Annotated in this window: 14 protein-coding genes and 2 tRNA genes; 12 read left to right on the top strand and 4 right to left on the bottom strand. The window is 68.6% G+C overall.

The genetic code is table 11. From position 1 onward, the window contains the following. Nucleotides 1–180 precede the first annotated feature (180 nt). A complete protein-coding gene (locus RY94_RS12910; RefSeq protein ID WP_043445676.1) occupies nucleotides 181–651 on the top strand; it encodes a ribose-5-phosphate isomerase in 471 nt (156 codons plus the stop codon). Beyond that, complete coding sequence (locus RY94_RS12905) at nucleotides 644–1,525, top strand: Fpg/Nei family DNA glycosylase (RefSeq protein WP_043445673.1); 882 nt, start codon at nucleotides 644–646, stop codon at nucleotides 1,523–1,525. Before RY94_RS12910 ends, RY94_RS12905 begins: the two co-directional genes overlap by 8 nt. Nucleotides 1,526–1,580: 55 nt before the next feature. On the opposite strand, the gene RY94_RS12900 is transcribed toward RY94_RS12905, so the two are convergent. After that, nucleotides 1,581–1,651 (bottom strand) — tRNA-Gly (locus RY94_RS12900). Nucleotides 1,652–1,763: 112 nt separating this feature from the next. Between RY94_RS12900 and RY94_RS12895 the strand changes: the two genes are divergently transcribed. The 5 genes from RY94_RS12895 (at nucleotide 1,764) to clpX (ending at nucleotide 6,491) form a co-directional block, all read left to right on the top strand. Beyond that, nucleotides 1,764–1,837 (top strand) — tRNA-Pro (locus RY94_RS12895). 69 nt (nucleotides 1,838–1,906) lie between these two features. Continuing rightward, a complete protein-coding gene (gene tig, locus RY94_RS12890; protein ID WP_052274332.1) occupies nucleotides 1,907–3,430 on the top strand; it encodes a trigger factor in 1,524 nt (507 codons plus the stop codon). 247 nt (nucleotides 3,431–3,677) lie between these two features. After that, nucleotides 3,678–4,304, top strand: coding sequence for an ATP-dependent Clp protease proteolytic subunit (locus RY94_RS12885; protein WP_269429750.1), 627 nt, complete (start codon nucleotides 3,678–3,680; stop codon nucleotides 4,302–4,304). A 46-nt stretch (nucleotides 4,305–4,350) separates the two neighbouring features. After that, a complete protein-coding gene (locus RY94_RS12880; protein WP_043445666.1) occupies nucleotides 4,351–5,025 on the top strand; it encodes an ATP-dependent Clp protease proteolytic subunit in 675 nt (224 codons plus the stop codon). 173 nt (nucleotides 5,026–5,198) lie between these two features. Then, nucleotides 5,199–6,491 carry an ATP-dependent Clp protease ATP-binding subunit ClpX gene (gene clpX, locus RY94_RS12875; protein ID WP_043445664.1) on the top strand — a complete coding sequence of 431 codons (1,293 nt, stop codon included), beginning with the start codon at nucleotides 5,199–5,201 and terminating at the stop codon, nucleotides 6,489–6,491. Nucleotides 6,492–6,536: 45 nt separating this feature from the next. Here clpX and RY94_RS16960 read toward each other — a convergent pair whose 3' ends face one another. After that, nucleotides 6,537–7,202, bottom strand: coding sequence for a TetR/AcrR family transcriptional regulator (locus RY94_RS16960; RefSeq protein WP_052274331.1), 666 nt, complete (start codon nucleotides 7,200–7,202; stop codon nucleotides 6,537–6,539). Nucleotides 7,203–7,301: 99 nt separating this feature from the next. On the opposite strand from RY94_RS16960, the gene RY94_RS12865 reads away from it, so the two are divergent. The 4 genes from RY94_RS12865 to RY94_RS12850 are packed head-to-tail and all read left to right on the top strand — an operon-like array spanning nucleotide 7,302 to nucleotide 11,014. After that, the gene (locus RY94_RS12865) at nucleotides 7,302–8,051 is read left to right on the top strand and encodes a DUF4386 family protein (RefSeq protein WP_197060673.1); all 750 of its coding nucleotides are present in this window, start codon (nucleotides 7,302–7,304) and stop codon (nucleotides 8,049–8,051) included. Next, complete coding sequence (locus RY94_RS12860; protein WP_043445658.1) at nucleotides 8,048–8,971, top strand: NAD-dependent epimerase/dehydratase family protein; 924 nt, start codon at nucleotides 8,048–8,050, stop codon at nucleotides 8,969–8,971. Before RY94_RS12865 ends, RY94_RS12860 begins: the two co-directional genes overlap by 4 nt. Next, entirely contained in the window at nucleotides 8,968–9,471 is a 504-nt protein-coding gene (locus RY94_RS18170; RefSeq protein WP_043445656.1) for a cupin domain-containing protein, read from the top strand. Before RY94_RS12860 ends, RY94_RS18170 begins: the two co-directional genes overlap by 4 nt. Nucleotides 9,472–9,529: 58 nt before the next feature. Then, nucleotides 9,530–11,014, top strand: a complete 1,485-nt coding sequence (locus RY94_RS12850) for an MFS transporter (protein WP_043446628.1) — start codon at nucleotides 9,530–9,532, stop codon at nucleotides 11,012–11,014. Between the two features lie 102 nt (nucleotides 11,015–11,116). Here the strand turns inward: RY94_RS12850 and RY94_RS12845 are convergent, their stop codons facing one another. Beyond that, nucleotides 11,117–12,592, bottom strand: a complete 1,476-nt coding sequence (locus RY94_RS12845; RefSeq protein ID WP_082046335.1) for a glyceraldehyde-3-phosphate dehydrogenase — start codon at nucleotides 12,590–12,592, stop codon at nucleotides 11,117–11,119. 211 nt (nucleotides 12,593–12,803) lie between these two features. Here RY94_RS12845 and RY94_RS12840 point away from each other — a divergent pair, with 211 nt between their 5' ends. Beyond that, complete coding sequence (locus RY94_RS12840; RefSeq protein WP_043445655.1) at nucleotides 12,804–13,421, top strand: mycothiol-dependent nitroreductase Rv2466c family protein; 618 nt, start codon at nucleotides 12,804–12,806, stop codon at nucleotides 13,419–13,421. A gap of 65 nt (nucleotides 13,422–13,486) precedes the next feature. Here the strand turns inward: RY94_RS12840 and valS are convergent, their stop codons facing one another. Beyond that, nucleotides 13,487–16,111 carry a valine--tRNA ligase gene (gene valS, locus RY94_RS12835; protein WP_043445653.1) on the bottom strand — a complete coding sequence of 875 codons (2,625 nt, stop codon included), beginning with the start codon at nucleotides 16,109–16,111 and terminating at the stop codon, nucleotides 13,487–13,489. Nucleotides 16,112–16,137 lie beyond the last annotated feature (26 nt).

Below are 16,137 nucleotides of genomic sequence, written 5' to 3'. Positions count from 1 at the left end.
GATTCTCCGCGTGTGATGAGGGTTACGCAGCGGTTCGATTCTCCCACTCTGCCCGGCGCCGTCGCGCACGTCGACCCCTCCGGTCCCGCGGTCTAGGCTGGAACCGTCCCGTCCTGCTGCGCGGAGACCTCCCGCAGCCGCCGTCGCCCCTCCCCGGCACCACCAGAAGGAACCCATCACATGCGCGTCCACCTCGCCACCGACCACGCCGGCATGGAGCTCAGCGCCCACCTGCTCTCGCACCTCACCGCGGCGGGCTACGACGTCGTCGACCACGGCCCCACCTCCTACGACCCCGAGGACGACTACCCCTCGTTCTGCATCGACGCCGCGCAGGCCGTCATCGCGGACCGGGCCGCGGGCACCGAGGCCCTCGGGATCGTCCTCGGCGGCTCCGGCAACGGCGAGCAGATCGCCGCGAACAAGGTGAGCGGCATCCGTGCCGCCCTCGCCTGGAGCCTCGACACCGCGCGCCTGGCACGCCAGCACAACGACGCGAACGTCGTCGCGGTCGGCGGCCGGCAGCACTCCGTGGCGGAGGCGACGGCGATCATCGAGGCCTTCCTCACCGAGCCGTTCAGCGGCGCCGAGCGGCACAGCCGCAGGATCGCGCAGGTGGCACGGTTCGAGGAAACGGGACGCGTTGCCTGAGGGCCATTCGGTCCACCGGCTGGCCCGGCAGTTCGGCTCCGTCTTCGCCGGTGAGCGGCTCGCCGTCTCGAGCCCGCAGGGACGCTTCACCGCAGGGGCCGCGCAGCTCGACGGCGCCACGCTGCTCGGCGCGCTCGCGCACGGCAAGCAGATGTTCCTGCGCTTCGACAACCACCGCGTCCTGCGCGTGCACCTCGGCCTGTACGGGGCATGGACCTTCGGCGGCGACGAGACGTTCCGCGGGGCCTCGAGCATCGGCGCCCCCCGCCGGGTGGGGGAGTCGGAGCAGTCCTCCGACGACGGCGCGGCCACCGGCTATGCCGGCCCTCCCGCGCCCGTCGGCGCCGTCCGTGTCCGGTTCGTCTCGGCGCACGGCTGGGCGGACCTCAGGGGGCCCACCGCGTGCGAGGTGATCACCGGCGCGGAGGAGGACACGGCGCGCGCGAGACTCGGGCCGGATCCCCTCCAGCCGGAGTCCGACGGCACGGTGTTCGCGCGGAAGCTCATGTCCAGCATCACGCCCGTGGGCATCCAGCTCATGAACCAGGCGGTCATCGCGGGCATCGGCAACATCTACCGTGCCGAGGTGCTGTTCCTGCAGGGCATCAACCCGTGGCGGCCCGGCAAGCAGGTCCGCGACGACGAGGCCGCCGGCCTCTGGGCGGACACGGTGCGGCTGATGAACGACGGCGTCCGCGAGGGGCGCATCGTCACGACGACGCCGGAGGTCCGGAACGGACGACCGAAACGCTCGGCGCCCCACTACGTCTACAGGCGCACGGGTGAGCCCTGCCGTCGCTGCGGCACCCCGATCCTCACCGCGGTGATGGCGGCGCGGAACGTCTTCTGGTGCCCGCAGTGCCAGGAGGATTAAAGAGGAACACCCGGACCATGGGTCCGGGTGATGCGGCCCGTCGGGCCAAAAGGAGAGGGGATGACGGGAATCGAACCCGCGTAATCAGTTTGGAAGACTGAGGCTTTACCATTAAGCTACATCCCCGCAGAGGGCCTCTCAGGGCCCCGTGGAACGCCTATAACTACATCACAGCTGCCGCGCTATCGCCAAATGTGCGAGGTCGGCGCAAAGATGCGTAGACTGGCACTCGCACTTACGGGGTGTAGCTCAGCTTGGTAGAGCGCCTGCTTTGGGAGCAGGAAGTCGCAGGTTCAACTCCTGTCACCCCGACTCTGTTGTGTGATGAGGAAAGTGCCTCCGCTGCAGAACCAATCCCAATCATTTCAGGAGTCCTACGCTGTGAAGAGCGCTGTTGAAACCCTTTCCCCCACCCGGGTGAAGCTGAACGTCGAGGTACCTTTCGAGGAACTGAAGCCCAGCATCGACGAGGCCTACAAGACCATCGCGACCCAGGTGCAGGTTCCGGGCTTCCGCAAGGGCAAGGTTCCCACGCAGCTCATCGACCAGCGCGTCGGGCGTGGCTACGTCATCGAGACCGCCATCAACGACGGCCTCAACGGCTTCTACCAGAGCGCTGTGCAGGAAACGGGGATCCGCCCCCTCAGCCGCCCCGAGGTCGAGATCACCGAGGTCCCCGATCCCGCGAAGAAGGACGGCCACCTGACGTTCAGCGTCGAGCTGGACATCCGCCCCGAGATCGAGCTCCCCGACTACAAGGGCATCGAGGTCACCGTCGAGCCCGTCGAGGCATCCGACGAGGACATCCAGAAGGCCATGGACGAGCTGCGCGGGCGCTTCGGCACCCTCACCGCGGTGGACCGCCCCGCCCAGGACGGCGACTTCCTGACCATCGACCTGACCGCGTCGGTCGGCGACGAAGAGGTCGACTCCGCCCAGGACCTGTCCTACCAGATCGGCTCGGGCACCATGCTCGAGGGCATGGACGAGGCCGTCACCGGACTCTCCACCGATGAGGACGCCACGTTCGAGACCAAGCTGGCCGGCGGCGAGCACGCAGGCGCCGACGCGCAGGTGAAGGTCATCGTCAAGGCCGTCAAGGAGCGCGAGCTCCCCGAGGTCGACGACGAGTTCGCCCAGCTGGCGTCGGAGTTCGACACCGCCGAGGAACTGCGTGCGGACCTGACCAAGCAGGCCTCCGAGTCCAAGCTGATGGACCAGGGCGTCGAGGCGCGTGACAAGGTGCTCGACAAGCTCGTCGAACTCGTCGCCGTGCCGGTCCCGCAGAGCGTCATCGAAGAGCAGCTCGAGCAGCACTTCAACGGTGAGAACGCCCACAGCGCCGGCGAGGACCACGACACCGAGGAGCACCGCGCGGAGATCCGCACCAACACGGAGCGCGCCTTCCAGAACGAGGTCATCCTCGACGCCGTCGCCGAGAAGGAAGAGGTCGGCGTCAGCCAGCCCGAGCTGATCGACTACATCGTCTCCACGGCCGGCCAGTACGGCATGGAGCCGAACCAGTTCGCCCAGATGCTCGACCAGAGCGGCCAGGTCCCGATGATCGTCGGAGAAGTGCGTCGCCGCAAGGCCCTCGCCAAGGTCCTCGAGTACGCGACGGTCACCGACACCAACGGTGCCGTCGTCGACCTCAGCGAGTTCGTCCGCCCCGCCGGTGACGACACCGAGACCATCAGCGCGGACGACCTCGAGACCGAGCAGGACGTCGTCGAAGACGGCCAGGCCACCGAGGTCGCCGAGGCCCCCGAAGCGGAAGCCGACGTGACCGAAGCGGACGCGACGGAGGCCCCCGAGGCTGCAGCGCCGGAAGCAGCCGAGGAGCCCGAGGCCGCCGAAGCACCGAAGAAGAAGAGGGCGCCGCGCAAGAAGGCGGCTTCCGAGTAACCAGCAGCGAAGACAGCGGTGCCGTAGCCCTCGGGCGGCGGCACCGCTGCCTGTTTAAGCCCCGAGGAAACGGGCGAAAGCCCTCGGCGAACGGCGTCCGGACGAGGCCTGGGCGACCGTGCGCCGTCAGCGAACAGTTCCCGGAGCGGGAGCAATTCGCGAGGCCAGCGGGTTAGTGTCCAAGGAGAGACAAACGGACGGGTCGGCCGAAGCGGCAGCGGCCCGCCAGAGTGAGAGGTTAACGTCAATGGCAACCGAACCAAGCACCCCGAGCATGGCCGGCCCCGAGATGGGCGGTCGTGACGACTACATCTACAACAGGCTCCTGAAGGAGCGCATCATCTGGCTCGGTTCGGAGGTCCGCGACGACAACGCGAACGCCATCTGCTCGCAGCTCCTGCTGCTGTCGGCCGAGGATCCCGAGCGCGACATCTTCCTCTACATCAACTCACCCGGTGGTTCGGTGACCGCCGGCATGGCGATCTACGACACGATGCAGTTCATCCCCAACGACGTGGTCACCGTGGCCACCGGCCTCGCCGCCTCGATGGGCCAGTTCCTGCTCTCCTCGGGCACGAAGGGCAAGCGCTACGCGACGCCCCACGCCCGGATCCTGATGCACCAGCCGTCCGGCGGCATCGGCGGAACCGCGACGGACATCCGGATCCAGGCCGAGCTGATCCTGCACATGAAGCGGGTCATGGCCGAGCTCACGGCGGAACAGACGGGCCAGACCGTCGAGAAGATCCTGAAGGACAACGACCGCGACAAGTGGTTCACGGCCCAGGAAGCCCTCGAGTACGGGTTCTTCGACCACATCTCCGCGCACTCGGGCTCCGTGGCCGGTGGCGGCGGAACCGACCAGACCGCCTAGTCCGCGCCCAGCCCCTCTCTTCACCAGTCGTCCTACAGGAGACACCATGAACCACGAATTCCAGGCAGCAGCGGGATCCACGGCGCAGAACCTGCCGACCAGCCGCTACATCCTTCCCCAGTTCGAAGAGCGCACGCCCTACGGCTTCAAGCGCCAGGACCCGTACACCAAGCTGTTCGAGGACCGCATCATCTTCCTCGGCACGCAGGTGGACGACGCCTCCGCGGACGACGTCATGGCCCAGCTGCTCGTCCTCGAGTCCACGGACCCCGAGCGCGACATCACGCTGTACATCAACTCGCCCGGTGGTTCCTTCACGGCCATGACGGCGATCTACGACACCATGCAGTTCATCAGGCCCGAGGTGCAGACCGTCTGCCTCGGACAGGCTGCCAGTGCCGCAGCGGTCCTGCTGGCCGCGGGAGCGCCGGGCAAGCGCCTGGCCCTGCCGAACGCCCGCGTGCTGATCCACCAGCCGGCCCTCTCCGGAGGACAGGGCGGGCAGGCCTCCGACCTGGAGATCCAGGCCAACGAGGTCATGCGCATGCGCACCTGGCTCGAGGACACGCTGGCCCTCCACTCGGGCCGCAGCTCCGAGCAGGTCAACATCGACATCGAGCGCGACAAGATCCTCACCGCGGCCGACGCCGTGGAGTACGGACTGGTCGACGAGGTCCTGACCTCGCGGAAGATCACGCCGCCGAAGATCAACACCCCGTAGCCGGTCGGCGGATCCGGAGTCGACCGGCTCCGGATCCGCCGCCCGACCCGCTGCTCGCCCGTGGTGCCGCATGGCACCACGGGCCTTTTGATACTGGCTCCCACGGGCTGGTGGCCTACAGTGGTCATAGCAATCGGTCATAGCAATCGCGATAAACCTAAGGGGATTGAACCATGGCTCGCATTGGTGAGAGCACGGATCTGCTCAAGTGCTCTTTCTGCGGGAAGAGCCAGAAGCAGGTCCGGAAGCTGATCGCCGGCCCCGGGGTGTACATCTGCGACGAGTGCATCGACCTGTGCAACGAGATCATCGAGGAAGAGCTCTCCGAGGTCGCCGACCTCGGGACGTTCGAGCTGCCGAAGCCCCGTGAGATCTTCGACTTCCTGCAGGAGTACGTGGTGGGCCAGGAGCCCGCGAAGCGCTCCCTCGCCGTCGCCGTCTACAACCACTACAAGCGCATCCAGTCGGGCAACGGGCCCCGCGCCGCCGGTACGCTGGCCGACGCGGTCGAGACCGAGGACGTCGAGATCGCGAAGTCCAACATCCTGCTCATCGGTCCCACCGGGTGCGGCAAGACCTATCTCGCCCAGACCCTCGCGCGCCGCCTGAACGTGCCGTTCGCGGTCGCCGACGCGACGGCCCTCACCGAGGCGGGCTACGTCGGCGAGGACGTCGAGAACATCCTGCTGAAGCTGATCCAGGCCGCCGACTACGACGTCAAGAAGGCCGAGCAGGGCATCATCTACATCGACGAGATCGACAAGATCTCCCGCAAGAGCGAGAACCCCTCGATCACGCGCGACGTATCCGGCGAGGGCGTCCAGCAGGCGCTGCTGAAGATCCTCGAAGGCACCGTGGCCTCCGTGCCCCCGCAGGGCGGGCGCAAGCACCCGCACCAGGAATTCATCCAGATCGACACCACGAACGTGCTGTTCATCGTCGCCGGCGCGTTCGCCGGCCTCGAGGAGATCATCGGCTCCCGTGCGGGCCGGAAGGGCATCGGGTTCGGCGCACCCCTGAGCTCCCTCAAGAACGAGGAGGCGAGCTACGGGGACGTCATGCCCGAGGACCTGCTGAAGTTCGGCCTCATTCCCGAGTTCATCGGCCGGCTGCCCGTCATCACCACGGTCACGCATCTCGACCGCCCGGCGCTCATGCAGATCCTGACCGCGCCGAAGAACGCCCTGCTGAAGCAGTACCAGAAGATGTTCCTGCTCGACGGCGTCGAACTCGTCCTCGAACCGAAGGCCCTCGAGGCCATCGCCGACCTCGCGCTGGACCGGGGAACCGGTGCACGGGGCCTCCGCGCCATCATGGAGGAGGTCCTCCTGCCGGTCATGTTCGACCTCCCCAGCCGCGAGGACATCGCCACGGTGGTCATCACGGACGACGTCGTCGGGAAGCGCGCCGAACCCACCCTCATCTCGCACGAGGTGGCCTCCAAGCGGCGCAACAAGTCGGCCTGACCCCGCGCGGACGCGAGGCCCGGCCGGCTCGGCGTCGGGGTCTCGTCAGGCCGGCGGCCGTTGCGGAAGGGCCGGGGGGTTGAGGCCCGCCGCGATCTGCCGCATCCCGTTGCGCGCGAGATCGAGCGCATCTGCCTGACTGATGGACTTGAAGGCCGGTGTTTCGAGCAGGATGGTCGTCAGGCCGTGCATCTGGCTCCACACGGCCAGGAGCAGTGGCTCGAGATCGCCGGCCACGAGGACCTGCCGCCGCTGCAGGTCGGCGAGCCGATCGCCGAAGGCACCCTGGGCGTCGAGCGACGCCTCCGCGAGTGGATCGGGTTCACCCTCCGGGGCGCACAGCTCCCGGCGGAACATGAAGCGGAACTCGACCGGATGCTCGAACGCGAACCTGGTGTACAGGACGCCGAGGTCCTCGAGCTCCGTCTCGGACCGGTCCAGGGACCTGATGAGCCCGGCGAACTCACGGAACGATTCGATGGCGATGCCGCGCAGCAGATCGTTCTTGTCGGCGAAGTGGTTGTAGGCCGCCGCATGGGACACGCCCGCGCGGCGTGCGACGCCTCGAAGAGTGAGCGATTCCGCACCGACGGACCGCGCTTCGGCACGCCCGGCGTCGAGGAGGGCATTGCGCAGGTCTCCGTGGTGGTAGCGCTGACGCCCCGCGTGGGAGCGGGGTGCGGGAGCTGCATCGGTCGCACCATGGGCCATTCTGAGTCCTTTCGAGGGTTGACAACTGGCTCTACGACTTCTTATATTACCAGTGGTAAGAAACTTACCACTGGTAATATTGACGATCGGAGTCGTGTCATGAACCACCCCATTATTGCCGCGCAGGAGCAGCAGATGCCGACGCGCCGGCTCCTTGTGACGGCAGGAATTGCCTCGCTGCTGTTCGGGGTCCTGCTCTTCGTCCCCCTGATCGTGCTCGGAGCAGCCATCAACTGGCCCGCGAGCCTTGATGAACCGGCCACCAGCATCATGCCTCGCATCGTCGAGCAGGCCGACGCCGTCCGCGTCGGGTACCTCGTCTATCTCGTGTACAGCGTGGCCTTCCTCCCGGTCGTCGGATTGGTCGGCAAGGTCGTGGGGGGCTCCTCCCTGACCCGCCTGGCCGTCCTGTTCGCGGCCCTCTCCACCCTGGCACGGAGCATCGGCATCATCCGATGGCTCACGGTGCTCCCGGCCCTGGCGGCCGGCTACGTCGCCACACCGGACGACGCCGAAGCGGTGGTCTTCGATGCCATCAACACGTTCGGCGGTGCGATCGGCGAATTGCTGGGCGTCAGCGCGTTCGCTGCTCTCTCCCTCACCTTCCTGTGCGTCGCGATCCTCCGGTCCGACACGGTGCCCGCATGGCTCGGCGCCTTCGGGTTCGTCGTCGTGGCCGCCCTGCTGCTGCCCTGGCTCGAGGTGTTCGGGATGGATCTGGGCGCTGCGATCAGCGTCAGCAGCGCGCTCGTCCAGCTCTGGTTCCTGGTCCTGGGCACCGTGCTCCTTCTCCGCGCGGCGCGCCCCGGTGGCAGCCTCCTCCCCGCGAACAGCGTGGCCCGGCCGTGAACACGGTCCACGCCGTCGTGGGTGCGGGCGCGCTGGGCTCGGCAGTTGTGCGCGCGCTCGTTGCCCGGGACCGTGAAACCCGCCTCGTCAGCCGCCGGGGGTCCGAGCAGCCTCCAGGAGCCGAGGTCCGCATGGCCGACGCCACCGATACGGACGGCCTCGCGCGGGCACTCGACGGCAGTGCGGTGGTGTACCAGTGCGCCCAGCCCGCGTACTGGCGGTGGCATGACGAGTTCGCCGCACTGCAGCAGTCCGTGATCGACGCAACGGTCCGCGTCGGGGCCGATCTGGTGGTCGCGGACAACCTCTACATGTACGGCGCGCCGCGGAATGCCGCCCTGACCGAGGACTCCGTCGAGGCGCCGTCCAGCAGGAAAGGGCACCTGCGCCAGGCCATGGCCACCACCGCGATGGACGCCCACCGTCACGGACTGCTGCGCGTCGCGCTCTCGCGGCCGTCGCATTACTTCGGAGCCGGCTACGACCGGAACGGGAAGTCCGTCTTCGCCACAGCGGCTCGAGGGCGGCCCATGCAGTTCCTGGGGAGGGCGGACGCCCTGCACAGCTTCAGCTTCCTCCCCGACGTCGCCGAGGCGATGGTGAGCCTGGGGGTGAGCGGGACGGGATGGGGCAGGGCCTGGATTCCGCCGGTGCAGGCAGCGCTCACGCAGGGGGACTTCGCCCAGCGTATCTGGGAGGTCGCGGGGCAACAGGGCGCCGCCCGCACACGCTTCCTGCGCCCACCCCAGGCGCGCGTCCTGGGCCTGGTGAGCCCGATCATGAGGGAGGTCAGCGAGATGATGTACGAGTTCGAGCATCCCTACGTCGTCGATTCGACGCGTTTCGAGCAGGCCTTCAGCATGGGACCGACGCCCCTGGACGACGCGATCGAGCAGACGATCGCGTGGTACCGGTCATGAACCGGGCCGTTGCCGTCCGGTTCAACCCGCGCGCGGGGCAGACGATGACATTCCTCAGCGCTCCGTCCGAGTCCGTCCAGCGTTTCCGGCTCGAGCTCGAGCCGGTCTTCCACGGTCCGCCTCTCCACCGGCATCCGGCGGCCACGGAGTCCTTCGCGGTCGTGGCCGGCAGTCTGGCGGTCCGCGTGGAGCGGCAATGGCGCGCGCTGACGGCGGGGGAGGAGGTCGGGATTCCGCCCGGGACGATCCACACCTACGCCAACCGGTCCGGCGCTGCCGTCGTGGTCGACGTGAGCATCGAGCCGGGCCGGGAGATGAGGGGCTTCTTCGAGGCCCTCCACGACCTCGCGGACGAGGAAGCACTCACTCCCACGGGAGGGCTCCGCCCGCGGCAGGCCGCACATCTGTTCCTCCGCTACCCCGGCGCGATGACCGTGGTCGGCCCTCCCGAGTCCCTGCAACCCGTCCTATGGCGGCTGCTCGCCGGACGGCGTGCATGACGGTGCCATACTCTGCCTGGGGCCCGAGGCATGACGGGGCGTGGACGGACGGTGGGCGATGAGTGAGATCCGCGTGAAGACGGCGTCCGGCCGGTGGATCCTGTTGGCAACGGTGCTCGGCTCCGGTATCGCGGGGATCGACGCGACGGTCGTGAACATCGCGTTGCCGACGATCGGCCTGGACCTGGGCACCGACTTCGCAGCCCTCCAGTGGATGGTCACCGGCTACACCCTGACCCTTGCCTCCTTCATCCTCCTCGGCGGCTCCCTGGGCGACAGATTCGGGCGCCGGCGGATCTTCATCGTCGGTGTCGTCTGGTTCGCGGTTGCCTCCCTGCTGTGCGGGCTGGCGCCGAATGCCGGCCTGCTCATCGCGGCGCGCTCATTGCAGGGAGTCGGAGGGGCGCTGCTCACGCCAGGCAGTCTCGCCATCATCCAGGCCAGCTTCGCCGGTGAGGACCGCGCGCGGGCCATCGGTGCCTGGTCCGGACTGGGCGGGGTGGCCACCGCCATCGGACCTTTCCTCGGCGGCTGGCTCGTGGAGAGCTTCTCCTGGCGCTGGATCTTCTTCATCAACGTCCCCATCGCCGCCGCCGCCATCTGGATCGCGGCACGGCACGTCCCGGAGACGCGCGACACCGAGGCAACCGGCCGGCTCGATGTCGGCGGAGCGCTCCTCGGGGCATTGGCACTCGCTGGAACCACCTACGCCCTGATCGAGGCGCCGGCCCAGGGAATCGGCGCTCCGGCTGTCCTCGCGTCAGGGGCCCTGGGCCTCGCCGCCGCCCTGGCCTTCCTCGTGGTCGAGTGGCGAACCGAGCATCCGATGCTTCCGTTGCGGATCTTCGGCAACCGCCAGTTCAGCGCAGCGAACGCCGTCACCTTCCTCATCTACGCCGTCTTCGGCGGCGTCTTCTTCCTGCTGGTCATCCACCTCCAGGTCGTGGCGGGATTCAGCCCCCTGGCGTCCGGGACCGCGATGCTCCCGATCACGGCACTGATGCTCGTCCTGTCGCCCCGCGCAGGCGCGTTCAGTTCCCGGATCGGGCCGAGAATACCGATGACGGTCGGGCCGCTGCTGTGTGCCGCGGCACTTGTCCTCATGCTGCGGATCGGGCCGGGTGCGTCCTACCTCGTGGACGTGCTGCCGTCGGTGATCGTGCTCGGCCTCGGCCTGTCGCTGCTCGTTGCTCCCCTGACATCGACCGCGCTGTCCGCCGTGCCGGAACGCCAGGCCGGACTGGCCTCCGGCGTGAACAACGCTGTGGCGCGGGCCGCGGGCCTGATCGCCATCGCTGTCCTGCCGGCCGCCGTGGGACTGACCGGTGACGCCTCCAGCAACCCGCACGTGTTCAAGGCAGGATTCGACGCCGCCTGCATGATCGGCGCGGTCGTCCTGGTGCTCAGCGGCATCCTCGCGGCTGCCACCATCAGGAACCCCGCACTGCCGGAGAGCGATCATCCTACGCACTGTGCTCTCGACGGCACGCCGGCCGCTCCCGGCGCGCTCCGCGAGGCTCGCAGCGGGGCGGACCAGGCGTGATGGTGAGCGGCACCCTCAGAACTCGCACGGAGGGACCTGCCTGACCGGCCGACGCAGGGTGCTGTCGTGGTCCGTACGCGCGGCATCGTCTCCGTGGCCGCGTCAGGGGTGCGCTGCCACCGCGGCCTCGAGGTCAGCGACGGGGTACGACGGCGGGTGCACCGCGGCCATCTCCTCGAGGACCCGCACCACCTGGCAGCTGTACCCGAACTCGTTGTCGTACCAGACGTACAGGACGAGGTAGGTGCCGTCGGCGATGGTCGCGAGGCCGTCGACGATGCCCGTGCGGCGCGAGCCGACGAAGTCCGTCGAGACCACCTCCGGGCTGTCGATGTAGTCCACCTGCTTCCGCATGCCCGAGTGGAGGGACATCTCGCGGAGGTAGGTGTTGACCTCCTCCTTGGTGGTCCCGTGCTCGAGGGTGAGGTTGAGGATGGCGATCGAGACGTCCGGGGTCGGGACGCGGATGGAACTGCCGGTCAGCTTGCCGGCCAGCTCGGGCAGGGCCTTCGCCACCGCCGTCGCCGCTCCCGTCTCGGTGAGGACCATGTTCAGCGCCGCCGAGCGCCCGCGCCGGTCGCCGTGGTGGAAGTTGTCGATCAGGTTCTGGTCGTTCGTGAAGGAGTGGACGGTCTCCACATGCCCGTGGACCACGCCGAAGCGGTCGTTGACCGCCTTGAGGACGGGCGTGATCGCATTGGTGGTGCAGGACGCCGCAGTGATGATGCGGTCGGTGTCCTCGATGGCGGCGTGGTTGATGCCGTGCACGATGTTCTTCAGGCTGCCCTTGCCGGGGGCGGTCAGCAGGACCTTCGCCACGCCGCGGCTCTTCAGGTGCTGGGACAGGCCCTCGGCGTCGCGCCAGCGGCCCGTGTTGTCGACGACGATCGCGTCGTGGATGCCGTACGCCGTGTAGTCGATGGATGCCGGATCGTCGGAGTAGATCACCTGGATGCGGATCCCGTTGGCGGTGATCGTGTTCGACGCCTCGTCCACCTGGATGGTCCCCTCGAAGGGACCGTGCACCGAGTCGCGGCGCAGCAGGCTCGCGCGCTTGGCGAGGTCGTTGTCCGAGCCCCGGCGGACGACGACGGCACGCAGCCTCAGTCCGTGGCCGCCGCCGGCCTTCTCGATGAGGAGCCGGGCCACGAGGCGCCCGATCCGTCCGAAACCGTAGAGGACGACGTCGGTGCTCGTGCGCTCGTCGCGCCCGCCCTGGCCGACGATGTCGGCGAGCTCCGCGCGCACGAACTCCTCGAGGGTCCGGCCGTCCCCGGCGCGGTCGTAGGCGAAGCGGAGGCGTCCGATGTCGATCGCGGCGGCGCCGAGGTCCAGGTCGGCGAGCATCTGCAGCAGGGGAGCGGTGTCCTCGAGGCGCAGCTCCTCGGTGGTGATGCGGCGAGCGAAGCGGTGCGCCTTGAGGATGTTCATCGTCGACTTGTTGATGAGGCTGCGTCCGTGGATGCTCGTGACGACGTTGTTGTCGCGGTACAGGCGCCCGATGAGCGGGATCATGGCTTCGGCGAGGGCTTCGCGTTCCAGCCAGGTGTCGTGGGTCTCGGTCCGGTGGTGCTGCACAGAGGCATCCTTTTCGGCACCGGGGTGCCCGGTGCGAGCTCATCCAGCCCGATGGCGACGCAGGGATAGCGCCAGGCATCCTCGACTGGTCGTGTCCTCCCATTAGACCGCCTCCCGTGGGCCCGCACCAATTCGGACGGAATAGCGAGCCGCCGGGGCGGGTTGCACCGGAAAAGGCCTCGGCCTCACCAACCCTGCAAGGAGTACCCGCATGAGCGCGTCCACGACCGTCGAGAAGGCCGATTTCTGGTTCGACCCCCTGTGTCCCTTCGCCTGGATCACCTCCCGCTGGATCGGTGAGGTGGAGCAGGTCCGCGACATCTCGGTCGCGTGGCACGTCATGAGCCTGTCCGTCCTCAATGAGGGGCGGGACCTCCCCGAGGAGTACCAGGCCATGATGCTGCAGGGGTGGGGCCCGGTGCGCGTGATCATCGCCGCTGCCGAGCTGCACGGGGACGAGTACATCAAGACGCTGTACGACGCGATGGGCACACGGATCCACATCGGCCAGAACAAGGACTTCGACGTCGTGATCCGGGAGTCGCTGGAGGAGGTGGGTCTGCCGGCCGACCTCGCATCCTACGCGCACAGCGACGAGTACGACGCCCAGCTGCGCGCGTCCCACAAGGACGGCATCGACCGCGTGGGCGACGAGGTCGGCACGCCGGTCGTGGCCTTCAACGGCACGGCGTTCTTCGGGCCCGTGCTCACCCGGATCCCCCGCGGCGAGGAGGCCGGGCGGATCTTCGACGGCGCCGTCCTGATGTCCGAGTTCCCCGGGTTCTTCGAACTCAAGCGCTCCCGCACGGAGAGCCCGCGCTTCGACTGACGTCCACCGGGCCAGGACACAGGAAAGGACCCGCCGAGCGGCGGGTCCTTTCCTGTGTCCGGATGCTACTCGGCGGGCTGCGGCACCAGCTCGACGTCGGAGACGCTCACTGCGCCGTCCCCGTCGACGACCTGGAGGTCGCGGGCGTTGCCGGCCGCGAGGAGGTCGGCCAGGCCGGCGCGGATCTGCCCCGCCTGGGCGGCGGACGCGGTGACGACGGCGCGCTCCACCTCGGTGCGCTGCTTGACCTTCGCCTCCGACTTGGCCTTGCGGATGCCCCCGAGGGCCAGCGCCACGGAGGTGAGGACCCCGGCGTCGGCCGTGTGCGGCAGCGCCGTGAGCGCCTCGGCACCGGGCCAGGCCGCCTGGTGGACGGACCCCTCGCGCCACCAGCTCCAGACCTCTTCCGTGGCGAACGGCAGGAACGGTGCGAACAGGCGCAGCAGGGCGTCCAGGGTCGTCGCCAGCGCCGTCTGGACGGACTGCGTCGCCGTGTCATCCGGATCGCCGTAGGCGCGATCCTTCACCAGTTCCACGTAGTCGTCCGTGAACGTCCAGAAGAAGGACTCCGTGAGCTGGAGGGCGCGGGCGTAGTCGTACTTCTCGAACGCTGCCGTGGCCTGCTCGGTCACCGTACGGAGCTGGGCGAGCAGGGAGATGTCCAGGGCGTTCGAGACGCGGTCCAGCGCGCCGGAGCCGATGGACGCCTCGGTGACCCCGAGGTTGAGGACGAACTTCGAGGCGTTGAGCAGCTTGATCGCCAGGCGCCGGCCGATCTTCATCTGGTTGACCTCGTACGCGGTGTCCGCGCCGAGCTTCGCCGATGCGGCCCAGTAACGCACGGCGTCCGCGCCGAACTGCTCCAGGACGTCCGTGGGGACCACGACGTTGCCCTTGGACTTCGACATCTTCTTGCGGTCGGGGTCGAGGATCCAGCCGGAGAGGGCGGCGTGCTTCCACGGCACCGAGTCCTGGAGGGCATCGGCGCGGACCGCCGTCGAGAACAGCCACGTGCGGATGATGTCGTGTCCCTGGGGGCGCAGGTCGAACGGGAACACCTTCGCGAAGAGGTCCTCGTCCCGCGCCCAGCCGCCCACGATCTGCGGGGTCAGGGACGACGTCGCCCAGGTGTCCAGGACGTCGCTGTCGCCGATGAAGCCGCCGGGCTGGTTGCGCGCGGTCTCCTCGAAGCCCGGCGCCGGATCGGCGGCCGGGTCGACGGGCAGGGACTCGAGGGCAGGGATGATCGGGTCCTCGTACTCCGGCTCGCCGTCGCCGTCGAGGCGGTACCAGACGGGGACGGGGACGCCGAAGAAGCGCTGGCGCGAGACGAGCCAGTCGCCGTTCAGTCCCTCGATCCAGTTCTCGTAGCGGGAGCGCATGAAGGCGGGGTGGAAGTCGATCTGCCGTCCCCGCTCGATCAGCGCTTCCCGCTTGCCGGCGTCGCGTCCGCCGTTGCGGATGTACCACTGGCGGCTGGTGACGACCTCGAGGGGCTTGTCGCCCTTCTCGTAGAAGTTGACCGGGTGCATGATCTTCTTCGGCTCGCCCTCGAGGTCCCCGCTCTCGCGGAGCAGGGCGACGACGGCCTCCTTGGCGCTGAAGATGGTCTTGCCGGCCAGCTGGCCGTAGTTCTCGCGCGCACGCTCGGTCGCGATCCACTCGGGTGCCTCGGCGCGGAGGCGGCCGTCGCGGCCGACGACGGCGCGGGTGGGCAGCTGCAGTTCCCGCCACCAGGTGACGTCGGTGAGGTCGCCGAACGTGCAGATCATGGCGATGCCGCTGCCCTTGTCGGGCTTCGCGAGGGGGTGCGCCTTGATCTCGACCTCGACGTCGAACAGCGGGCTGGTGACAGTGGTGCCGAAGAGCGGCTTGTAGCGCTCGTCGTCGGGGTGTGCCACGAGGGCGACGCACGCGGGCAGCAGCTCTGGGCGCGTGGTCTCGATGTGGATCTGCGAGCCGTCGGGGGCGTGGAACGCGATGCGGTGGTAGGCGCCGGCCTGCTCGCGGTCCTCGAGCTCGGCCTGCGCGACGGCGGTGCGGAAGGTGACGTCCCACAGGGTGGGCGCCTCGGCCAGGTAGGCATCGCCGGCCTTGAGGTTCTCGAGGAAGGCACGCTGCGAGACGGCGCGCGAGGTGTCGTCGATGGTCCGGTAGGTCAGGTCCCAGTCGACCGAGAGGCCCAGGGTGCTGAAGAGGTTCTCGAAGACCAACTCGTCCTCGACGGCCAGTTCCTCGCACAGTTCGATGAAGTTCTTCCGCGACACCGCGTCGAAGTCCCGCTGGTTCTTCGCGGGTTCGGCGGGGGGCCGGTAGTCGGCGTCGTACGGCACGGACGGGTCGCAGCGGACACCGTAGTAGTTCTGGACACGGCGCTCGGTGGGGAGCCCGTTGTCGTCCCAGCCCATCGGGTAGAAGACGTTGGCGCCGCGCATGCGCTTGAACCGCGCCATGACGTCGGTCTGCGTGTAGGAGAACATGTGTCCCACGTGGAGCGATCCCGAGGCGGTGGGCGGGGGAGTGTCGATCGAGTAGACGTCGGCGCGCGTCGTGTCACGGTTGAAGGCGTAGGTGCCGTCCTCGCGCCACTGGCGGGACAGTCTCTCCTCGAGGCCCTCGAGCACGGGCTTGTCGGGAACGGAAACGGGCTGGGGGGAGGGCGTGTCTGTGCCCTGGGTGGTATCGGCCATTCCTCCATTGTTCCCTACTGCCCGCG

Source organism: Arthrobacter sp. L77, assembly GCF_000816565.1.
Classification (GTDB): Bacteria; Actinomycetota; Actinomycetes; order Actinomycetales; family Micrococcaceae; genus Arthrobacter_D; species Arthrobacter_D antioxidans.
Note: the sequence above shows the minus strand (reverse complement) of the source record. Positions and strands in the feature narration are given on the sequence as shown.

Coding starts and splice junctions, on each gene's coding strand:
- RY94_RS12885 (WP_269429750.1), top strand. CDS start 3,678: ATGGCAACCGAACCAAGCACCCCGAGCATGGCCGGCCCCGAGATGGGC.
- RY94_RS12910 (WP_043445676.1), top strand. CDS start 181: ATGCGCGTCCACCTCGCCACCGACCACGCCGGCATGGAGCTCAGCGCC.
- clpX (WP_043445664.1), top strand. CDS start 5,199: ATGGCTCGCATTGGTGAGAGCACGGATCTGCTCAAGTGCTCTTTCTGC.
- RY94_RS12850 (WP_043446628.1), top strand. CDS start 9,530: ATGAGTGAGATCCGCGTGAAGACGGCGTCCGGCCGGTGGATCCTGTTG.
- RY94_RS12865 (WP_197060673.1), top strand. CDS start 7,302: ATGAACCACCCCATTATTGCCGCGCAGGAGCAGCAGATGCCGACGCGC.
- RY94_RS12840 (WP_043445655.1), top strand. CDS start 12,804: ATGAGCGCGTCCACGACCGTCGAGAAGGCCGATTTCTGGTTCGACCCC.
- RY94_RS12880 (WP_043445666.1), top strand. CDS start 4,351: ATGAACCACGAATTCCAGGCAGCAGCGGGATCCACGGCGCAGAACCTG.
- RY94_RS16960 (WP_052274331.1), bottom strand. CDS start 7,202: ATGGCCCATGGTGCGACCGATGCAGCTCCCGCACCCCGCTCCCACGCG.
- valS (WP_043445653.1), bottom strand. CDS start 16,111: ATGGCCGATACCACCCAGGGCACAGACACGCCCTCCCCCCAGCCCGTT.
- RY94_RS18170 (WP_043445656.1), top strand. CDS start 8,968: ATGAACCGGGCCGTTGCCGTCCGGTTCAACCCGCGCGCGGGGCAGACG.